The organism is Mucilaginibacter aurantiaciroseus (genome assembly GCF_024055595.1).
In the GTDB taxonomy this organism is placed as follows: Bacteria; Bacteroidota; Bacteroidia; order Sphingobacteriales; family Sphingobacteriaceae; genus Mucilaginibacter; species Mucilaginibacter aurantiaciroseus.
Genome location: NZ_JAMXOF010000001.1, coordinates 771510 through 790865 on the forward strand (window position 1 = coordinate 771510; position 19356 = coordinate 790865).

General features: G+C 41.6%; 22 protein-coding genes and 1 pseudogene. 15 read left to right on the forward strand and 8 right to left on the reverse strand.

Annotated features, from left to right (window positions below; genetic code table 11):
- Positions 1-219 precede the first annotated feature (219 nt).
- From NAF17_RS03590 to NAF17_RS18395, 10 genes and pseudogenes are all read left to right on the forward strand, one after another.
- Positions 220-1131: a helix-turn-helix domain-containing protein gene (locus tag NAF17_RS03590; protein WP_252756611.1), complete on the forward strand. Its 912-nt coding sequence runs from the start codon at positions 220-222 to the stop codon at positions 1129-1131.
- A gap of 407 nt (positions 1132-1538) precedes the next feature.
- Positions 1539-1628 (forward strand): hypothetical protein, encoded by a 90-nt coding sequence (locus NAF17_RS03595; RefSeq protein WP_370340869.1) that lies wholly within the window; start codon positions 1539-1541, stop codon positions 1626-1628.
- 64 nt (positions 1629-1692) lie between these two features.
- The gene (locus tag NAF17_RS03600; protein WP_252756612.1) at positions 1693-1794 is read left to right on the forward strand and encodes a hypothetical protein; all 102 of its coding nucleotides are present in this window, start codon (positions 1693-1695) and stop codon (positions 1792-1794) included.
- Positions 1795-1804: 10 nt separating this feature from the next.
- Complete coding sequence (locus NAF17_RS18035) at positions 1805-1930, forward strand: hypothetical protein (protein ID WP_256474412.1); 126 nt, start codon at positions 1805-1807, stop codon at positions 1928-1930.
- A 464-nt stretch (positions 1931-2394) separates the two neighbouring features.
- The gene (locus tag NAF17_RS03605; protein WP_252756613.1) at positions 2395-2577 is read left to right on the forward strand and encodes a hypothetical protein; all 183 of its coding nucleotides are present in this window, start codon (positions 2395-2397) and stop codon (positions 2575-2577) included.
- Positions 2578-2906: 329 nt separating this feature from the next.
- Positions 2907-3950, forward strand: a complete 1044-nt coding sequence (locus NAF17_RS03610; RefSeq protein WP_252756614.1) for an NAD(P)-dependent alcohol dehydrogenase — start codon at positions 2907-2909, stop codon at positions 3948-3950.
- 358 nt (positions 3951-4308) lie between these two features.
- A complete protein-coding gene (locus NAF17_RS03615; RefSeq protein WP_252756615.1) occupies positions 4309-4794 on the forward strand; it encodes a C40 family peptidase in 486 nt (161 codons plus the stop codon).
- Positions 4795-5142: 348 nt separating this feature from the next.
- On the forward strand, positions 5143-5715 hold the full coding sequence (locus NAF17_RS03620; RefSeq protein WP_252756616.1) for a transposase: 573 nt from the start codon (positions 5143-5145) through the stop codon (positions 5713-5715).
- A 1-nt stretch (position 5716) separates the two neighbouring features.
- Positions 5717-6175, forward strand: coding sequence for an ABC transporter permease (locus NAF17_RS03625; protein WP_252756617.1), 459 nt, complete (start codon positions 5717-5719; stop codon positions 6173-6175).
- 140 nt (positions 6176-6315) lie between these two features.
- Positions 6316-6528 (forward strand): annotated as a pseudogene (locus tag NAF17_RS18395) (hypothetical protein); the annotation flags it as partial.
- Positions 6529-6584: 56 nt separating this feature from the next.
- Here NAF17_RS18395 and NAF17_RS03635 read toward each other — a convergent pair.
- Positions 6585-7280: an FkbM family methyltransferase gene (locus NAF17_RS03635; protein WP_252756618.1), complete on the reverse strand. Its 696-nt coding sequence runs from the start codon at positions 7278-7280 to the stop codon at positions 6585-6587.
- A gap of 351 nt (positions 7281-7631) precedes the next feature.
- Positions 7632-8054: a hypothetical protein gene (locus NAF17_RS03640; protein ID WP_252756619.1), complete on the reverse strand. Its 423-nt coding sequence runs from the start codon at positions 8052-8054 to the stop codon at positions 7632-7634.
- Between the two features lie 222 nt (positions 8055-8276).
- Between NAF17_RS03640 and NAF17_RS03645 the strand changes: the two genes are divergently transcribed.
- Positions 8277-8858: a sugar O-acetyltransferase gene (locus NAF17_RS03645; protein ID WP_252756620.1), complete on the forward strand. Its 582-nt coding sequence runs from the start codon at positions 8277-8279 to the stop codon at positions 8856-8858.
- A gap of 277 nt (positions 8859-9135) precedes the next feature.
- Here the strand turns inward: NAF17_RS03645 and NAF17_RS03650 are convergent, their stop codons facing one another.
- Together NAF17_RS03650 and NAF17_RS03655 are read right to left on the reverse strand one after the other, a co-directional pair.
- On the reverse strand, positions 9136-9786 hold the full coding sequence (locus tag NAF17_RS03650; RefSeq protein WP_252756621.1) for an START domain-containing protein: 651 nt from the start codon (positions 9784-9786) through the stop codon (positions 9136-9138).
- A gap of 81 nt (positions 9787-9867) precedes the next feature.
- Positions 9868-10317, reverse strand: a complete 450-nt coding sequence (locus tag NAF17_RS03655) for a KTSC domain-containing protein (RefSeq protein WP_252756622.1) — start codon at positions 10315-10317, stop codon at positions 9868-9870.
- A gap of 205 nt (positions 10318-10522) precedes the next feature.
- Between NAF17_RS03655 and NAF17_RS03660 the strand changes: the two genes are divergently transcribed.
- Both NAF17_RS03660 and NAF17_RS03665 read left to right on the forward strand, forming a co-directional pair.
- Positions 10523-11692, forward strand: a complete 1170-nt coding sequence (locus NAF17_RS03660) for a GAF domain-containing sensor histidine kinase (protein WP_252756623.1) — start codon at positions 10523-10525, stop codon at positions 11690-11692.
- Between the two features lie 90 nt (positions 11693-11782).
- Entirely contained in the window at positions 11783-13663 is a 1881-nt protein-coding gene (locus NAF17_RS03665; RefSeq protein WP_252756624.1) for a PAS domain-containing sensor histidine kinase, read from the forward strand.
- A 713-nt stretch (positions 13664-14376) separates the two neighbouring features.
- On the opposite strand, the gene NAF17_RS03670 is transcribed toward NAF17_RS03665, so the two are convergent.
- Together NAF17_RS03670 and NAF17_RS03675 are read right to left on the reverse strand one after the other, a co-directional pair.
- The gene (locus NAF17_RS03670) at positions 14377-14694 is read right to left on the reverse strand and encodes a PAS domain-containing protein (RefSeq protein WP_252756625.1); all 318 of its coding nucleotides are present in this window, start codon (positions 14692-14694) and stop codon (positions 14377-14379) included.
- A 13-nt stretch (positions 14695-14707) separates the two neighbouring features.
- Positions 14708-14863 (reverse strand): hypothetical protein, encoded by a 156-nt coding sequence (locus NAF17_RS03675; RefSeq protein ID WP_252756626.1) that lies wholly within the window; start codon positions 14861-14863, stop codon positions 14708-14710.
- A 216-nt stretch (positions 14864-15079) separates the two neighbouring features.
- On the opposite strand from NAF17_RS03675, the gene NAF17_RS03680 reads away from it, so the two are divergent.
- Positions 15080-16519 (forward strand): DUF3943 domain-containing protein, encoded by a 1440-nt coding sequence (locus NAF17_RS03680; RefSeq protein WP_252756627.1) that lies wholly within the window; start codon positions 15080-15082, stop codon positions 16517-16519.
- Positions 16520-16581: 62 nt separating this feature from the next.
- Here the strand turns inward: NAF17_RS03680 and NAF17_RS03685 are convergent, their stop codons facing one another.
- Together NAF17_RS03685 and NAF17_RS03690 are read right to left on the reverse strand one after the other, a co-directional pair.
- Positions 16582-16992 carry an acyl-CoA thioesterase gene (locus tag NAF17_RS03685; protein WP_252756628.1) on the reverse strand — a complete coding sequence of 137 codons (411 nt, stop codon included), beginning with the start codon at positions 16990-16992 and terminating at the stop codon, positions 16582-16584.
- Between the two features lie 153 nt (positions 16993-17145).
- On the reverse strand, positions 17146-18570 hold the full coding sequence (locus NAF17_RS03690; protein WP_252756629.1) for an MATE family efflux transporter: 1425 nt from the start codon (positions 18568-18570) through the stop codon (positions 17146-17148).
- A 430-nt stretch (positions 18571-19000) separates the two neighbouring features.
- Between NAF17_RS03690 and rpsO the strand changes: the two genes are divergently transcribed.
- Positions 19001-19279, forward strand: a complete 279-nt coding sequence (gene rpsO / locus NAF17_RS03695) for a 30S ribosomal protein S15 (protein WP_252756630.1) — start codon at positions 19001-19003, stop codon at positions 19277-19279.
- The last annotated feature ends 77 nt before the right edge of the window (positions 19280-19356 follow it).

A 19356-nucleotide genomic window follows, 5' to 3' on the forward strand; every position in this document is an offset into this window, starting at 1 on the left:
ATTGAGAGTCGCTTTTTGGTGATTTTTTTTCGTTGATAGGCCGTTTTGAGAGCGTTTTTCGGCGTTTAAAAGTCGCTTTTGGGGTGAATTTTACCTTTGATTTAGTTGTTTTTTAAGATTATCAGGGTTGTTTGGAAGATGCTTTTTGGTCGTTTTAAGGGCGGTTTCAGGTTGTTTTCAAATTTTTTTTTTTTTGTTTGAATTATGTAACTTTAGCTTATGGCAGCTACAGAAACCATAGAAGATTTTTACATGCAGAAGTTTAATTACCTGCCGGATAACCTTAGGCAGGAGATAGGGCACTTCAATGTTTTCCGTTTGGAGGATTGTTACGCGCCCGGGGCCAAGCCTATTGTTTATACCCGCCGAGACTTCTATAAGATCAGCCTGATTCGCGGGAAAAATGTGATTCACTATGCTGATAAAAGTATTGAGGTGGATGGTGCCACGCTTATCTTTTTTAATCCTAAAGTACCTTATACCTTCGAGCCTAAAAGCGACGATAGATCGGGGGCTTTCTGTATCTTTAAAGAAGCTTTTTTTAGGGATACAATCCGCGCTAATGTACACGAACTGCCTATGTTTGCGTTAAGCGGCAAGCCTACCTATACCCTTAACAGCGAGCAGGATGAGTACGCCGGCCAGATCTTCAAGAAGATGCTGGACGAGATCAATTCTGATTATTGTTTTAAGTACGACCTGCTGCGCAACTACGTTACCGAGCTGATGCACTACGCGTTAAAGTTGCAGCCACAGGAAACCATTTATCAGCACCCGGATGCCAACTCGCGCATCACATCGGTATTTACCGAGCTGCTGGAGCGCCAGTTTCCGATAGAAACGCCTTCGCAACGCTTTAACCTACGGTCGGCCAAAGATTTTGCCGACAGGTTATCCGTCCACGTAAACCACCTGAACAGGGCCATCCGCCAAACAACAGGTAAAACCACTACTCACCATATTTTTGAACGCCTCACCAGCGAAGCCAAGGCTTTATTAAGGCACACCAACTGGAACGTATCTGAAATTAGCTATAGCCTCGGCTTTGAAGAACCCGCCCATTTCAATAACTTTTTCAAAAAACAAACCGGTTCAACCCCTTCTTCTTTCAGATCTGTTCGAGTTATGTAATTATTTATTTGAATGCTGCAAACGGTAAGGGGATTTATGTTTTAATTTTGTAATATAAAGGCGTCAATATTACAAACAACAAAAAGACATGGTTCATTATCAGGGTATCTAAGTGTTTGATTATCATACTAGTAAAACAATTGCTTGCTACCGGGCAAAACGTTGCTGCCACCTTGCCGAACTGGTGATTGCTGTTGGTTCTACCGCCGACAACTTCCTGCCAATTGAGGTGAATCTTGCAAATAAGATAGCGTTGGCTGCGTTATGTATCAAACCAAAATTCCTTTGGTTGCATAGATGTGGTGATTAGTAACGCCGGCTACGGTATTGGCGGCAGTATAAAATAACTTACCGATCAGGAAAGCGTCAACAGCTTTGATGTTAACCTATTTAGCACGCTAAACGTCATCCGTATGGTGATTTCTTACATGCGCTACCAGCAGTCGGGACTCATCATTAACATCTCCTCTATCGGCGGTTTTTGTGCCGGGCATTGACTGGTAGGTTTACGCGGCTACGAAATGCGCGGTAGAAGGGCTATCCTTTGTATTGGCCGGGGATATGCGCGAGTTTGGCGTAAAGGTTACTGTAGTAGCTCCGGGCGCTTTCCGTACCAGCTTTTTTAACGCAAGAATCACTCGCCATCGCAAAAAACCGCATTGAAGATTACAAAGTGGTTGGCGCATCATTAGACAAATACCTGGGCTACCACGTTCAGCAAGCCGGCGATCCCGAAAAGGCCGCTACAGCCATCATCAACGTAGCGTATGACGAAAACCCGCCATTGCATTTACTTTAAGGTGCCGTTGCCTTCGACTGTGCCATGGTACGATTAGAGAAACTGGAAAAAGGGTTCTGCTTTAACGAAGAATTAAGCAAGGCTGTGGCCTATGGAGCGTAAAAATCAAGTTTGTTTATTGTTTGATTTTTGCAATTTACAAGGTGCGTAAAAAACGCCCCTAAAACGCCTTTATTAAATCAAAAACCATCATCAAAAACCGTCTTTAAATCACCAAAAACCGACTTTGAAACGCCCTTGGCATGCCCCCAAACGCAGCTGAACTACCCGATATAGCATACGAAAAAATAATCAAATATCCAACAAAAACTCAAACATAAAACAATGAATAATCAAAAACTATGGTTTATAACCGGTGCCTCAAAAGGCCTGGGGTTAAGCCTCGTAAAACAATTATTAGAAAACGTAGCCGCAACATCGCCGACCATGAAAATGCAGTAGATAAATCAGAAAGCTTTTTACCATTGGCAGTAAACATCACCGATGAAAAAAGCGTTAACGATGCCATCAGCCTGTTTGGTAAAATAGATGTGGTGATAAAAACTGCGGGCTATAGCCTGGTGGGCAGTATGGAAGAATTAAGCGATGAACCAATATTGGATTTTAAAAAATCCTTTCCCCGCCAGAGGAAGTTGCATGCTTCTTAAAATGAGATTGAACAACTCGCCGCTTTTTGTGTTGCTGCAATATAGGTTTCTCAATTTAACTGCCGGTATCATCGGTTTCGAAAGGGAGTATAAAACAAGTCGACAGGCAATCGGTTGGAGCTTTATAAATCTCCGGATGGCCTAAGCGTAGTGATACAAATTACAGGCGTTGAAAAAAATGTGGACCTCTTAAGCGAAGAAATGATAAATATGGAGGCGATAAGGGATTTCCATAAAACCCGATATTATTACAGGGAAATTACACGAACAGATACATAATCTGCTCATATTTGACGCATTGAAAAACTAACAATAAAAACCAAAAAAACATGATACCAGTAAAAGGATACGCGGCACAAGACTCGCAAACCGACCTTGCACCATGGGACTTTCAGCGCCGCGACGTTGGCCCTCATGATGTGCAATTCGAAATTCTATTTTGTGGCGTTTGCCACTCAGATCTTCACCAGATAAAAAACGATTGGTTCCCGGGGATCTTCCCGATGGTGCCCGGTCATGAAATTGTTGGCCGTGTTACCAGGGTAGGCGACCACGTTAAAAAGTTTAAAGTTGGCGACCTTGCCGGTACCGGCTGTATGGTAGATTCTTGCCAGGTTTGCGAAAACTGCAAGCAGGACCTGGAGCAATACTGCCTGGAAGGTAATACTGGAACCTACAACGGTATGGAGCGTGATGGTTCATCACCTACTTACGGTGGTTATAGCAATAGCATTGTAGTGCGCGAAGAGTTTGTACTGCACATTTCAGAAAAGCTAGACCTTGCCGCCACCGCGCCTTTATTGTGTGCAGGTATCACCACTTATTCTCCACTTAGGCATTGGAAAGTTGGCAAAGGCCACAAATTAGCCGTATTAGGTTTAGGCGGACTTGGCCACATGGCTGTTAAATTTGGTGTTGCTTTTGGTGCCGAGGTTACAGTTTTGAGTACTTCGCCAAAGAAAGAAGAAGATGCAAAAAAATTAGGTGCACACCATTTTGTGGTAACCAGCGACCCTGAGCAGATCAAAGCGGCTACAGGCACATTCGATTTTATATTGGACACAGTATCTGCCGAGCACGATTTTAACATGTACCTAAGCCTGTTACGTACCAACGGTACTATGATTTGCGTGGGTGTACCATCAGAGCCTGCAAAAGTAGCAGCGTTTAGCCTACTGGGCGGCCGTAAAAGCCTTGCCGGTTCGGGTATTGGCGGTATTGCCGAAACTCAGGAAATGCTTGATTTTTGCGCTGAGCATGGCATCGTTTCAGATATTGAAATGATTGACATCAAAGATATCAGCAATGCCTACGAACGTATGGTAAAAGGTGATGTACGCTACCGTTTTGTAATTGATATTGCATCGCTGTAAGTAAGAATAATTTATTTTGAAGGCGGATATCTGAAAGGATATCTGCCTTTTTTTGTTTTTCACTGGTCGAGGTTTAGCTTTTCACTGGTCTAAGTTAAGCGATAGCGTAACTTCGTTCCATAATTGTCCCAGCTTTCAGCTGGCGTGTTTCGCAAGAAGAGTTTTTGCGCTATTTTGGGTCAAAGTTGAAAACTTCGACCGGGGTGTTTTATTGAAGTGATAAAAACTTAACAACCAATGTAATGTAGTATTAGATATGCGCTACATCCCGATACTTATTGTTTTAGCCGGTCTGTTTTTATCTTGTTCAGACGCCCGCAAACCCACCTATATAATTACCGGCAAGGGAGATACCGTTATGGTTGCTAAACAAGATACCCTACCGCCGCCCGCACCCGATAGCGCCGGGTTGTTCACCCGGATCAATACGGGTAGCACCACGCCAAAACAATTGCTCGTTTTTGCAAATACCCTAAAAGGCATCCCATATAAATACGCATCAATAGATCCTGCCAGGGGTTTTGATTGCTCGGGGTTTATCACTGTTGTGTTCAATCATTTTAAAATAGCTGTACCCAGGCGATCTGTTGATTTTACTAATATCCGCAAAGCGATAAACCTAAAAGATGCCAAAACCGGCGACCTTATCCTGTTTACCGGCACCGATAGCACCATCAGGGTGGTGGGTCATATGGGAATCATCATCAAATCGCCCGGAAAAGAACTAACCTTTATCCACTCCACATCCGGTAAAGCCAACGGTGTAACCGAAACCCCATTCAATAGTTATTACCAGGGGCGCTATGTAAAAACAGTGCGTATCTTTTCTCATAACGATAGGTAAACAAAGGGCGGATAACTTGTAGGTTAGCCCACATGCATCGCAGGGTCCTTTACAAGAGACCCTGCGGCGACGTAAAAATATAGTTTACGTTAGCACCGCTGTCAACCTGATGCACTAAAATCAATTGTTTGACATTTTGCACAATTCGAGGTTACATAACCAAGCCTTAAATATTTCGGGGGTATTACTTTTTGTCCCCGCAGGGTCTCTTGAAAAGGACCCTGCGGTTTTAGAAAGGAGAAAGCAAAAGGTCAAAAGCATTTGTCCCCGCAGGGTCTCTTGGAAAGGACCCTGCGGCTTTAGGACAGGTAACGAGCATTATAATTAAATAAATAATAATTTAGCCTAATGTCTATCCGCACATCACACCAAATAACAGATAATACATGGTTTATCACTTTTACCTGTTACGATTGGTTACCGCTATTTGAAATTACCGACTCGTACGATCTAATTTATAATTGGCTAAAGTTAATAGATGGCAAATACCAGATTAAAACGCTGGCATATGTAATTATGCCGAATCATGCCCATGTGCTTATTTATTTAACGGAGCTTAATATTAATCTGAATACATTATTAAGCAATGGCAAGCGTTTTATGGCTTACGAATTTATAAAGTGGCTCAAGGCCAGTAATCAAAACTCATTATTGGATAAGCTATCTGCGGGTTGTAGTGAAAAGGAGAAAGCAAAAGGTCAAAAGCATAAAGTTTTTGAACCATCGTTTGATGCTAAAGAAATTTATAGCGTGGGATTTTTAAACCAGAAAATAGATTACATACATAACAATCCGGTACAGGGGAAATGGAATTTAGCGAAAGAATACACCGACTATCCGCACAGTAGCGCAGCGTTTTATATTGACGGTGCACTAAACGAATATGTGGAGATTACGGATTATCGTATCTATTGGGTGTGACATGCATCGCAGGGTCCTTTTCAAGAGACCCTGCGGCGACATAATATTTAACCAGCAATACCAGGCCGAAATAAAATTTGGTCAATTATTTGGTGTGTTTACCATGCTGGCCATTGGTATAGCTTGTTTTGGATTATTTGGGCTGGCCCTTTTTAGCGTTAAACAACGCAGAAAAGAAATAGGTATCCGTAAAGTTATGGGTGCATCTATAGTGCAAATCACGGCGTTGCTGTCTAAAGAATTTGTTGGTTTAGTAATTATTGAAATTATAATAGCCTGCCCCGTGGCTTTATTTATAATGAGCAAATGGTTACAAGCATTTGCTTACAGAATAGAAATTGGATGGTGGGTGTTTGTAACGGGCGGCCTAACAGCAATAATAATTGCGTTGATTACCATAAGCTACCAGGCTGTAAACGCTGCCATATCTAATCCGGTAAAAAGTTTACGTAGTGAATGATTTTTAAAAAAAAATTTAATTTGTAAATGAAGGTATCCTATACCGGCCCTACACTAATTAAAGTTTAGCAATAGCGTGAACCTAAAAATGTGGTAAGTTTTCAGCTTACGCAAGCAGAATGCTTGCTTTGTTTTGGATAGAAGTGGTTCCCCTGGTCTAACAGAACAATTAGCAATGCCAAAAAGTGCTTTTAGGTAATTATCATAACGGAATCAATAACAATTTTGTACAAAAATGTTATTGATGAATTCTGTTACAAATTCAACATAAGGTTTTTTGGCTATAAATTATTTGACAGACTAGCCATTGCCGCTTTAGACAACGCTTTGCATCAGTTGCGGACAGTTATATAAGTTTATTCTAATTTAACCTTGCTTATCTAAGATTTGAAAATTTAGTATCAAATAAATTACATTGGCATCACGAAATTTTTTCTTTTAAGAAAAATGGTTAAAACCGTTTTTGCAAAAAATTCATACCCAAGATTTTGCATGAATTTGTATAAATCAGAATTTATAAAATCTTGAAAATTTAAATCATTTTCAACAAGGATCACGTCTGGCTTATATTTATCCCAATTGTTTGACTGTAATATTTCAAAATCAAAGCCTTCAGCATCTATTGTAAAAAAATCAATATGCGTGTCGTGCGGCAAATATTTATCCAAAATAGAGTAAAGAGGCTGTGTCTTAATATCCACCACTTTCTCGATGTTATAGGCATCTTCCTGATCACGCTCTATCGCCAGTTCTTTTAAAAATGTATTTAGTGCTGGCTCATTCATAATATAAAACGGCAAGGTTTGGCTTTTGATTGAAACAGGGATTTCTAAGTTTATATCTAATGGCCTAATCTTTTTAAATTCAATCATGCTTCCCGGCATTGCATCAATATTAATGCCGCGCCATCCCAATATATATAAAGCGTATGTGTTGGAAAATCGCTTTGGATGCAAGGCACCGATGTCAACGAAAAAACCTTTTTGCTGTTTACCGTAAATGCGTTTTAATATTGCATCTTCACCTTCCTGTGAGAACGTCTGATTTAAATATTGATCAGGCTCTTTGTAACCTAAAATTTTTCTTAAAATTTTTCTTAAACCCACGCTGTAATAATTTTACCGGCAAAAATAATAGTTTAAAATAACTTGTCCCTTGATTTATTAATTAAATCCTATTTTTAATTCTGGGCCTGAAAAATTAGGCAGGTAGCCTTATTTAGGTACCGGCCTATTCTTGTAACCAAAGTTATATGATTAGTATAAATCTGGCGATATAATAAATTTTCCCCATGCTTGCGATGTTTGCGCTTGACAATTAATAATACCGGCACCGTTACCATTAAATTGAGTAACATTACTTCCGTATATCCATAAAAACACGTTTTTTTCCCCACAGGGTCTCTTGGAAAGGACCCTGCGGCTTTAGGACAGTATACACAAAGCCTGCGCTTATACTTACGGCAGTGTTGTAAAATCGTAAAAAGGCAATTCTTCGTAATCGTCAATAAAGGCCATATGCTCTTTTAACTCTTCAAAAGCATTTGGGAATTTCTTATCATCGATGGTTACGATCACCAAACCATCTAAAGTTGTTTTGCCATACCTGGCTTTGGCTACATCAAGGTCGGGGAAATCAACTGCCGACATCCATTGCGGGTTGAGGTATTTGATAGCGCTTAGGGTATCTATCTTAAATTCTTTCTCGTTAGATACGATGAACCAGTATGGCGATTTGCCATCAGTTGATGCTTTTGGCAGTTCAATTGTTTTTTCTTTTTCGGCACTAACCATGGCCCAGTTTGTTTTTTGCTGCGCAAAGGTGCTGATGTGGATGCTTAACAAAGCGATTATGCTGGCGGCTAATAGGTTCTTTTTCATGGTATTAGAGTTGTAGATGTATTGTTAAATACAAATAACAGGCCAAATGTTATCCATAAAACGGGCCGGCAGCCTTATAAGTTTTTTCAAATTACAGGTTTAGCTATAAATTATATTAAAATGTTGTATGCTGTTTATTGACGGGGCTTTACTGCCAATTGTTACAAGCCTTTGAAAAGCATTGCATTTTACTGATATTGCTGCTGAAACCATACATCCACCATGAAAACAGAAAAAGAAAAAATGCTTACCGGCGAATATTACCTGGCTAACGATGAAACATTAGCTGCCGAGCGCAAGCATTGTAAGCAGTTGTTAAAAAGGCTGAATGTAGAAGAATTTATAGTCGGCGAGGGCACCGAGGCTGTTTTAGCAGAGTTGATACCTAACGCGCCGAAAAGCCTTTATATAGAGCCGCCCTTCCATTGCGATTATGGTTATAACATAACCTGTGGCGAGAACGTGTATTTTAACGTGAATTGCGTGGTGCTGGATGTGATGGAAGTAAAACTTGGCAGTAATGTATTTTGCGCGCCGGGTGTGCAAATTTATACCGCCACGCACCCTTTAGATGCTGTGCTACGCCGCAGTAAAGAGAATGCAAAGCCGGTTGTAATTGGCGACGACTGCTGGATAGGCGGCGGGGCCATAATTTGCCCGGGTGTTACCATTGGCAACCGCTGTGTGATTGGCGCGGGGGCGGTAGTCACCAAAAATATCCCTGATGATAGTTTGGCGGTGGGCAACCCTGCTGTGGTGATCAGGAAGCTGAACCAAACCGATGAAAGCTCGCCGATAAATTAATAGTCATAAATCTGTTACAGTTGTTCAAAATTTGGTGCTGTAATATAATGTATTGCATTAACCGCAAAACTTATAGATGAATAACAAAGCCCGGCTTGTGAACTGCCTCCCCAAAAAATTAGACACTTATTGGGGGCAGTCCAATTTTTGAAAGGGCTTTCTTATAATCATTTGTCATTTTGAGCATTGCAAAGGATCTATTCGCAAACTGTGCCTCGCCATATGTATGTCGGCTATTAGATGCTTCACCATCGTTTAGCATTACAAATTATATTAATTAGTAATTTTTAATAAACGGTACATGCGCCGTTTTATACCCGGGCTTTTTAAGCTGCGATCTTAACGCCTTAAAACTTTCCGTTGGCCCTTCAGATGCAAACATGTTGCTTAACCAGGCGGGGATAGCACCTCCGGGATCGAGCTGAATGGTGTATTCAACCTTTACCTCGTTTTTGTTAACAGGGACTATCAACCATTTACTAATTGAGTTTTTTATTCTTACAATGCCATCCCGCTCTGGTACCATGGTAGGGGCCACGGGGCCATCCAGCGTTACAATTTTGGTTTCTTCGTCTTGGGTGGTTATCAGGTGGGCCACAAAGTCGCGGTTTTGTGCCGGCCAGGGTATGCTTATTTCCGAGTAATAAAAAAGTTCGGAAGGAGATACCTGTTTAACCAAACGGATAGATTTAGTATGATAGATCCACTCGGGGCGTGTTTTAAGGTCAAGCAACGTTGCCACCATTTGTGTAAGGGTGGCAACGTAATTGCACTCTATCCTTAAAGCTTTTAGTTTAGAGTTAACAATTTCGCTTGTGTAGATCTTAATACCATCCTTATTGCTTTTTAACGCCCATTTATATTGGGCGGAAGCGTTGTTGGATATAACCAGTAAAAGCAATAAGGCGAATAATATTTTTTTAAACATAAATTCAGCAATAAACCCTAACAAATTTAATTATCCGGTTAATACTGCGTGTCATCTGTTCAACACAATTAAAAAAAATAATTAGGCTGTGGCTACCAGCTTGCTTGTACTGCGGTAAACGTATTCGTTATAAATATGCCTGCGTGCAAACCTGCCCGGCGAATCTGCATTAACCAGTTTCACGTAAACGGCCTTAGGCACGTCAAAGTATTCGTATGAGTTACCGTCGGTAAAATCAACACGTAACACTTGTGATTTGTATTCAAAATCAACAATGGCAGATGTACCGGTAGTCGCGGTATATTCAGCTAATGATTGGGCGCGTGTTTCTGGCGCTATACTTACTAAAAAGTGGTAAGCCTCAATAATGGTCTTACTTTTTTCTTCGGCTCCGTGCTTGCTTTCTTCGCTATCCTGAAATTTGTCCGGGTGCCATTCCTTCATCAGGCCACGGTAGGTAGATTTTAATTCAGAAAGCTCGGCAGCTTCAGTTACGTTTAAAAGTTTGCGGTAATCGACAATTTTTTTCATTGTATTTCTATTTTAATGTTTATTGTCGATGAAACTTTAGTCAAGGAAAATAATTTTGCAAAGGTACGCTTTATTAATAACGTGGGTATCGATGACGCAAAAATAATATGATCATACCTTATCAAGATAATTAAAAGTAGCGCTATGAGTATTTATAACATAAAAAGTTTACTTTGTATCAGTATTTATACCCAACTAATTAAAATTGAAAGAGATTCAACAAGATATAGATGCAGTTGGCCGCATTGATGCAATTAGTTTAATTTTAGAAGTGGTATGCCGTACAACAGGCATGGGGTTTTCGGCTGTTGCCCGTGTTACCGATGATAAGTGGATAACCTGCGCCGTGCGCGACGAGATTGCCTTTGGCCTTGTCCCCGGTAGCGAGTTAAAGCTTGAAACCACGATATGTAACGAGATCCGCCAGCATCATAACCCTGTAGTGATAGACCATGTGGCTTTAGATGTAGATTTTGCCCAGCACCATACCCCGGCCATTTACGGCTTTCAAAGCTATATCTCGTTCCCAATTACTTTAAAAAATGGTAGTTTTTTTGGTACCCTTTGCGCCATTGATCCTAACCCCGCGCATTTAAAAAACACCCAGGTAATGGGCATGTTTAAGCTTTTTGCTGATTTGATCGCGTTCCATTTGGATACGCAAGAAAAGGTAGCTTCAACGGAAATGGAACTTTTAGAAGCGCGTAAAACCGCCCAGCTGCGCGATCAGTTCATCGCTATTTTAGGCCATGACCTGGGCAACCCGGTGGGCGCTATACTCAATGTATCGCAACTATTGTTGCGCATGCCATTAGACGAACGCACCAAGCGCCTGGCAAACATTTTGCAAAATTCATCGTACCGGATGAAGGCGCTGATAGAAAACATACTTGACTTTGCCCGCGGCCGCCTTGGCGAGGGTATTATACTTAAGCGTAACGATAACGAACCTATAGCAGAAATGCTGGAGCAGGTAATTGCAGAGCTGGCGATACTTTGGCCCGATAGAACGATCAATACTAATTTCCGGGTAAAATGCGCTATAAGCTGCGATGGAAGGCGGGTATCGCAAGTGCTTTCAAACTTACTGGGTAACGCCATTGCTCACGGTTCAAAAGACACACCGGTAAATGTTGATGTAGTTTGCGATGCCGATGATTTTTCCATATCGGTTACCAATTCCGGCAGTCAGATCCCGGATGCTATCAGGGAAAAACTTTTCGAACCGTTCTCCCGTGGAGATGATCAGGGTAAGGATGGCCTTGGCCTCGGCCTGTACATAGCTGCCGAAATTGCCCGTGCCCACAGCGGTACCTTAACTGTCAAGTCCGACGAACATTCTACTGCCTTTACTTTTAAAATGCCGGTTAATTAGTTCGCCAATAATTTAGTGAATTGTTACCTAATATATTTCTTAAAAGTAAATATTTCTAATAGTGGCCTTAATAAGTAACTTAGATGACGAATGGAAGACACTTCAGATCCTGATAACAAACTCGCTTACTACCAACAAAAAGAAATAGAACTGCAAAGCAAGTTAGAAAATTTGACCGATTTTGTAGAGAACGCTTCGTTACCACTGCATTGGGTAGATGGTAATGGCATTATAATATGGGCTAACCAGGCCGAGCTTGACCTTTTAGGCTATACAAAAGAAGAATATTTAAGCTTCCCGATAACCGATTTCCATGCTGATAAAACCGTTATTATAGATATTTTAAATCGCCTTATTAATAACGAAACACTCCAGAATTATACTGCAAAACTTAAATGTAAAAATGGTAGTATAAAGCATGTGCTCATCAACTCGAACGTTTTAAATAAAGATGGTGTGTTTGTGCATACACGCTGTTTTACACGTGATATTACTGAACTTAAGGAGCCAGGTATGCACAGGGATACCATTTTACAGGAACTTGAACAAAGCGAAGCCAAACTAAAAATGGTGATCGCATCTGTTAATTTAGGCACCTGGGATTGGGAACCTAAAACCGGCCTGCTCACTTGGAGCGATGAATGTAAAAAGATCTACGGCCTGCCTTTAGATAAGGGCGTTACCTTTGAAATATATACACAGCAATTGCACCCTGACGATAAGGAAAGAGTGTTGCAAGAGATACAGGATAGCATGGATGCCGTATCCGGCGGGGGATACGATATTATATTACGTATTATCCGTTTTGATGATGGCGCCACACGCTGGGTTAGGGCGCAGGGTAAAGTATATTTTAATGTTAACGGGCAAGTAGAACGCTTTATAGGTACAGTAATTGATATTACCGAAAGCCGTGTAGCTGCTGAGAAAAGTGCCAAACTGGCCGCCATTGTAGAATCATCAAACGATATTATCATCAGTAAAACCCTTGACGGGATCATCACCAGCTGGAATGCATCGGCACAACGCACGTTCGGTTACACCCCCGAAGAAGTTATAGGACACTCGATTTTAATGATAATACCCGAGGATAGGCAGGATGAAGAGCCCATGATACTTTCCCGTTTAAAAAATGGCGAAAGAGTTGAGCATTTCGAAACCGTGCGGATCACTAAAGACCGAAGGCTGCTGAATGTATCTTTAACCATTTCGCCAATTAAGGATGAGCACGGCAAAACTATAGGGTTTTCTAAAATAGCGCGTGATATCACCGGGAAGAAACAGGAGGAATTACGAAAGAACGATTTTATAGCCATGGTTAGCCATGAACTTAAAACCCCACTAACAGCCGTAAAATCATACATCCAGATCCTGCTTGCAAAAGAAAAAAATGGAGGCGACGCCTTTAAGATAAGTGCACTATCGAGGGCCGAGGTGCAAACCAAAAAGATGACCTCGATGATCCATGATTTTCTGAGCCTGGCCCGCCTGGAAGAAGGGAAGATCCAGTTGAATAAAGAAGTATTTGAACTGCATACCCTGATAGAAGAGGTTGCAGACGACGCGCAGTTCTTAACTTCGACACATACCGTTAAACTGCACGATTGCGAGGATATCATCATCCGTGCCGATAGAGATAAAATAGGGCAGGTGTTGATGAATTTGCTTAGCAATGCCATCAAATATTCGCCACGGGGCGGTACTATTGTTATAGGCTGTGTAAAGCTTGAGGATAAAGTAAAAATATTTGTGAAAGACGAAGGTGTGGGTATTAACACCACCGACCAGAAAAAGCTTTTCGATAAGTTTTACCGCGTGAAGAATGAAAAGGTGAAAACCATATCCGGCTTTGGTATAGGGCTTTACCTGGTATCAGAACTATTGCGTTACCACAAGAGTAAAATTGAGGTAGAAAGCCGTGAAGATGAAGGAGCTACTTTTTACTTTGTGATGGATATGCAGCAAGTGTAATGTTACGCTGCTTGTAAAATATCCGGTAGGAATATTTAATTGTAGCATGTTAATATAAAATTGCCAAAATGACGCGACTCAAAAATACAAAACGATTTGTCCTGTTTTTCGCAAAATTTAAAAGGGCTTTTAAATCGGGTTTAACTGCAATCATCTAAAAATATATTTTGCACAAATAAGCACAATATTTTTTTTGGCCTTCTTTGAAATTCTCTGATTTGAACAACTTATTCTAATGATATATCTTATTTGTATGAACCTTGCGTTAATCGGAAATTCTTTAACACCGATACCACCTCGAATATAAGCCGGTCGCCGCCCCGTATTCTTGAGTCGGTTCTTAAATCCCCAACGTTGTTTGATGTTGGCCTAATCCCTGGTTCATAGTGCTGATAACTTTCATTGCTGAATGCTATTACAACGGAACCCGAACCCAAAAATGAATTTGTATCGACGTCTTTAAAAAAATACCCACATTGTAATCAACCGCATTATATGTTATTGACCCCAAAACCACGAAGTGTAGTTACCCATTGTTATATCTGTGCCGGAACTGATACTTGCACCCCCATCGCTAAACCTTGCCATTATCGTATGTAGTTGCGGTGCTTCAAGTATTTCATGAACAATGACGGAAGCTACAGTATTTAATGAACTTTGTCCGGTTACTGTTGTAAATCTTTGGCTTGGTTGGTACATAGAACCGTTATAGACTATAGCCCCTCTTCAACTATGTAAGGCACCCCAATTGTTAATACATCTGATGAAGATTTTGTTACAGTATCTAAGAGCGCCATCTTACTTTCTTCTACAGATTGTTTGGCTCGTTCCAGTTCGGTAACATTGGTGTTAATGGCTACCACGCCGTACACATTGCCATCGGTATCGCACATGGGCTGGTAGGTAAACTTGTAGTAATAGGTTTGTAGCTTGCCACCTACCAAAAGGTTTACGCTTTCGCTGCAGCTGTTAAAAGGTTTGCCGGTACGATACACTCTTTGCAGGTAACCTAAAAAAGGCTGGTCTTCCAATTCGGGCAGGGCGTCAAAAAAAGGCTTGCCAATAACAGATGTTGTCCCTATCCCAGGCTTTTAGGGTAGCGGTATTGGCAACGGTGATGATCATCTCCTCGCCGGTGCATACATACAACGGGAAAGGGGGGGGCACAATTTTACGGTAAATACTTTCTGCTGGTTTCAAGTGCTTTAATGTATTGCTAATTAATTAAATTAACCTCTTCGAAAATAAAAAACTTTAGCATAGTTGATACAGGCATCAGCTAAAATTAGTTGCTAATAATCATACTTTTTTCGCTTATTTAAAAACCATTTATACCAAAATGCGGTATACGTTTATAAAATATTGACAAGCAAGTAACATTGCGTTGTTGATGGTTTAACCTTAAAAGAACGCACATTGAAATTTTTACCTTACCAGTTTACCTTATTGGTTTTTGCAATAGGTTTATGTTTCCCCATTACCTTAATTGCACAAACGGCCCAGGATGCTAACAAACTACTTGTAGATACGTTGGCGAAACCCAAACCCCGCCGTGCAGGTACGCCATTTTTTGGTACCGTACCGCCCGAAACCAAGCGCTTTGGCCGCGCCGCCGCCGAGTGGGGGCTTGCACAGGCCATACCATTTAGTTACGGTAAATTTATAGTGCATGCACCTTACTCAAACATAACCGGCGCCACAATCTGGCGTAACCTAAACCCGGGCAGCTGGCAGTGGGATAAGGATATTTTTCTTACCAACCAATTTGGGCACCCATACCAGGGTAGTTTATACTTTAGTTCGTTCCGGAGCAATGGCTACAGCTTTTGGCAGTCGGCACCGGCGGCTGTTGCGGGTAGTTATTTTTGGGAAACCTTTGGCGAGAACGAGCACCCATCGCCTAACGACTTTATCAATACAAGCTTTGGCGGTATAGTTTTGGGGGAGATGAGCTATCGCTTATCAAACAAAATTGTAAATAACCGCCACCGTGGGTTTGGCAGGCAAATGGAAGAAGTAGCCGCTTTTTTATTCAACCCTATGAACGGCCTTAACCGTTTGCTTGATGGTAAATGGGGTAAAGTATACGGTAACCCCAAAGACAGGGATTCATCGCAGGTATCTGCGGAGTTTGACCTTGGTTTGCGCACATTTAATAGCCTAAACGGTAAGGTTGGCGGCAATAAAAAAACCGGCATATTTGGCCGCGCCAAATTATTGTACGGTAGCAGATATAAGGATTACCATACACCATTTAGTAATATCATGATCAATGTGGAGGTGGGTAAGGATGATAGCTCGGCAGTGAACGCTATAAATGTGTATGGTTCGCTGGCAGGGTGGGAGTTGGAATCTAACCAAGACCTTAAGCACCTGGTTATCCTGAGCGCCAATTACGATTACATCAGCAACGAAGCCTTTTTTTACGGCGGGCAAAGTGTTAAGATGAACCTGTTCTCTCAATTCGAGGCAGGTAAAAAAGTAAAAATCAATACCAATATAGGTACCGGCCCGGTGCTGTTAGCCGCAGTGCCAAGCACTTATTCATCCAACGGCCGAAATTACGATTACACTTCGGGCTTTGGCATAAATGGTGGGGTAGGGGTTGTTGTAACTGATAGGTTTTTTGCCAGCCTGGATTATCGTGGCGCATTCCTCTATACGGTTAACGGCAATAAATCACATTACTATTTGCACACGGTGAATAGTGAGTTGCGTTACGCATGGTCTAAAAAACTATCCGTTGTTGGCGAGTCGGGCTATTTCTTTTTGCAGGGAAATTACGATGATCATCCGAACGTGAATAAACGTTATCCGTTTGCAAGGCTGGCTGTAAGGTATAGTGTGGATTTTTAGAGGGTGCTGTAGTTAAGTTTAATATGAAGATAATCTGCACATCTGCATGTTAGCACATTTATTTATATCTGGTAATGCTCAATCACATCCTTAGGCATTTTGGCACCGCGACCGGTTGCCATGTCTATCATTACGTAATCGAAATAGCCGTCGCAGCATATTTTGTTGGTGGCCTTGTTGGTTAAGGTAAATACCACGCGGCAGCCTTTGTCGTTAATGGTTTCAATGCCGGTTTTTACGATGAAGTAATCGCCCATGGTGAGGGCGCGTTTATAATTTATATGTGCGGTGCGCACCACCCAGCCAAAGCCACGTTCCATAAATTTCTCCATGGCCATTCCATAGCAGCGTTCCATCTGGTCGTAACGGGCGGCCAGCACGTAATCAAAGTACTTGCTGTTGTGCACATGTTGAAACATGTCTATATCATCGGGGCGTACCCGCAGTTCGGTCTCAAAGGTGGCGTAACTCATTAAGACAAAAGTAAAAATTCAAAAGTAAAAATAGATTATACCTGTTACAATTGTTTTTCTGCGCATGTCTGTTGGGAGACGCGAGGTATCGCTTCTCCACATTGCCCGTGTTCGTAAAAACGCAATACCTCGCATCTTTTAACATCAAATCTCTTACACCAACGTTTTCTTCCACTTTCCTTTTTTAAATAGGAGATAAGCGGCTATTGTTAACCCAATTTCGGCAACGGGTATAGCTATAAAAACGCCTTTAGGCCCCATTTCAAAATACTTGGACAATAGATAAGCAAAAGGGATTTGGAATAACCAGAATGTACAGAAGTTAATCTTGGTGGGTGTCCAGGTGTCGCCGGCGCCGTTAAAGGCACTGGTAAATACCATCCCCATACCAAAAATAATAAAGCCCCCGCTTAAAATCTGCAACGATTGGGTAGCTACCTTTTTTACAGCTAAATCATCGGTAAAAAACGATGCGAATAAATGGCCGCATGTTAAAAACAAGATGCTCACTATCCCCAAAAAAACAACTGTGTATTTGATGGTTTGATAAACGGATTGCTCGGCCCTGTCTACCCGGCCTGCGCCAAGGTTTTGCCCCACCAGTGTAGCAGCGGCATTACTAAGCCCCCAGGCGGGCAGTAAAAAGAACATCATTAACCGCAACGAAGTTTGATACCCTGCCGAAGCCTGGTCGCCGCCTGTGGTAGCAACCAGCTGCGCTAAAAAGATCCAACTGCAACTGGCTATTACAAATTGTAGGATGCCCGGTGCCGCCACTTTGATGATGGCTTTGATCTGCAGCCAATCGGGTATAAAATAGCTTAAGCGTACTATTAATGCATTTTTGTTATTAAACAAATTATAAACCTGGTACGAAACCCCAAGCCCGCGACCAATAGTGGTAGCTATAGCAGCCCCGGTTAAACCAAAGGCAGGGATAGGGCCAAGGCCCCTGATAAATATGGGGCATAAAATAATGTTGGCGATATTGGCTATCCAAAGGCTGCGCATGGCAACGGCTGCGTTCCCTGCACCTCTAAATATCCCGTTTATCAAAAATAGCAATACAATAATGAGGCTGCCACCCATCATAATTTGAACGAAGCGAGTGCCATGGTTTGCCGTTTCTGTTGATGCGCCCATTAATAGGAGCAAGTCGCGGGCGTGGAGCAAACCGGCAATGCTGATGGCTACATTTATAAATACAGCTATAACAATGGTTTGCATCCCCACTTTCGAGGCCGCCTCCGGGTTTTTCTCGCCAATACGGCGGGCAACAACCGCGGTGGCAGCCATGCTTAAACCTATAGCAAGTGAATATATCACCGTAAGCACAGATTCTGTTAAACCAACAGTTTGGATAGCGTGGCTGCTATTTTCCAGGTGACCTACAAAATACAGATCTACCAATGCGAAAACCGATTCCATTGCCATCTCCAGCATCATGGGTATTGCTAACAATACAATAGCCCGTTTGATGCTGATAGCGGTAAGATCCACATGGTCGCCCTTTAAAGATTGTTTTAAAACGCTGAAAAATGAATATACTTTGCTTGGGGACTTGGCGGCTTGTGACATAAAGGTTAAATTAACAGGCGCAAAAATATACAGCCTATACGTAATAATGTATTAAATAGTAACTCATACAAAGTTATTTGTAATGCCGTTATTTGCTACTGTGTAAAAATGCCATAAGTAGGGGCAATTGCGACAAGATTTATAATTTACCTTACTGAGGTTTTGTATTAGGGAGTGCAGTGGAATGCACACAGTGTGTGGCGGCCTGTTACGGGGCAGGCGGGGACTTGCAGCGTAAAGCCCGATCGAAGGGAACGCTATGGTCAATAAAAACCTTGCTTATGAGATGCCGAAACAAGTTCGGTATAACGGTTTGCTGAGTTATTAAAACCACTCACCAACCTCTCAAAAATCATTTTTACTTTTCAATTAAAACCGTATCTTTGCACCCAATTAATTAAGTTATTAACGCTTTAATATTATTCACGTAATGTATTTAGGTAAAGAAGCAAAGGCAGAGATCTTTGCAAAACATGGTAAAAATGTAACCGACACAGGTTCAACCGAAGGTCAGGTAGCATTATTCACTTACCGCATCGCGCATTTAACCGGTCACTTGAAAAAGAACAAACATGATTTTTCAACCCAGTTATCGCTTCAAAAATTAGTAGGTAAACGCCGCGGTTTGTTGGCATACCTGTTCAAAAAAGACATTGAAAGATATCGTGCCATCATCAAAGCGTTAGCGCTAAGGGATATCATCAAATAACTTTTCTTATTTTTTTTAAAAAAGCCGTCCGCATTTGCAGGATGGCTTTTTTACTTTTGAAACTATTATACACACAC

Coding starts and splice junctions, on each gene's coding strand:
- NAF17_RS03590 (WP_252756611.1), top strand. CDS start 220: ATGGCAGCTACAGAAACCATAGAAGATTTTTACATGCAGAAGTTTAAT.
- NAF17_RS03600 (WP_252756612.1), top strand. CDS start 1,693: ATGCGCGAGTTTGGCGTAAAGGTTACTGTAGTAGCTCCGGGCGCTTTC.
- NAF17_RS03610 (WP_252756614.1), top strand. CDS start 2,907: ATGATACCAGTAAAAGGATACGCGGCACAAGACTCGCAAACCGACCTT.
- NAF17_RS03615 (WP_252756615.1), top strand. CDS start 4,309: ATGGTTGCTAAACAAGATACCCTACCGCCGCCCGCACCCGATAGCGCC.
- NAF17_RS03620 (WP_252756616.1), top strand. CDS start 5,143: ATGTCTATCCGCACATCACACCAAATAACAGATAATACATGGTTTATC.
- NAF17_RS03625 (WP_252756617.1), top strand. CDS start 5,717: ATGCATCGCAGGGTCCTTTTCAAGAGACCCTGCGGCGACATAATATTT.
- NAF17_RS03640 (WP_252756619.1), bottom strand. CDS start 8,054: ATGAAAAAGAACCTATTAGCCGCCAGCATAATCGCTTTGTTAAGCATC.
- NAF17_RS03645 (WP_252756620.1), top strand. CDS start 8,277: ATGAAAACAGAAAAAGAAAAAATGCTTACCGGCGAATATTACCTGGCT.
- NAF17_RS03650 (WP_252756621.1), bottom strand. CDS start 9,786: ATGTTTAAAAAAATATTATTCGCCTTATTGCTTTTACTGGTTATATCC.
- NAF17_RS03655 (WP_252756622.1), bottom strand. CDS start 10,317: ATGAAAAAAATTGTCGATTACCGCAAACTTTTAAACGTAACTGAAGCT.
- NAF17_RS03665 (WP_252756624.1), top strand. CDS start 11,783: ATGGAAGACACTTCAGATCCTGATAACAAACTCGCTTACTACCAACAA.
- NAF17_RS03685 (WP_252756628.1), bottom strand. CDS start 16,992: ATGAGTTACGCCACCTTTGAGACCGAACTGCGGGTACGCCCCGATGAT.
- NAF17_RS03690 (WP_252756629.1), bottom strand. CDS start 18,570: ATGTCACAAGCCGCCAAGTCCCCAAGCAAAGTATATTCATTTTTCAGC.
- rpsO (WP_252756630.1), top strand. CDS start 19,001: ATGTATTTAGGTAAAGAAGCAAAGGCAGAGATCTTTGCAAAACATGGT.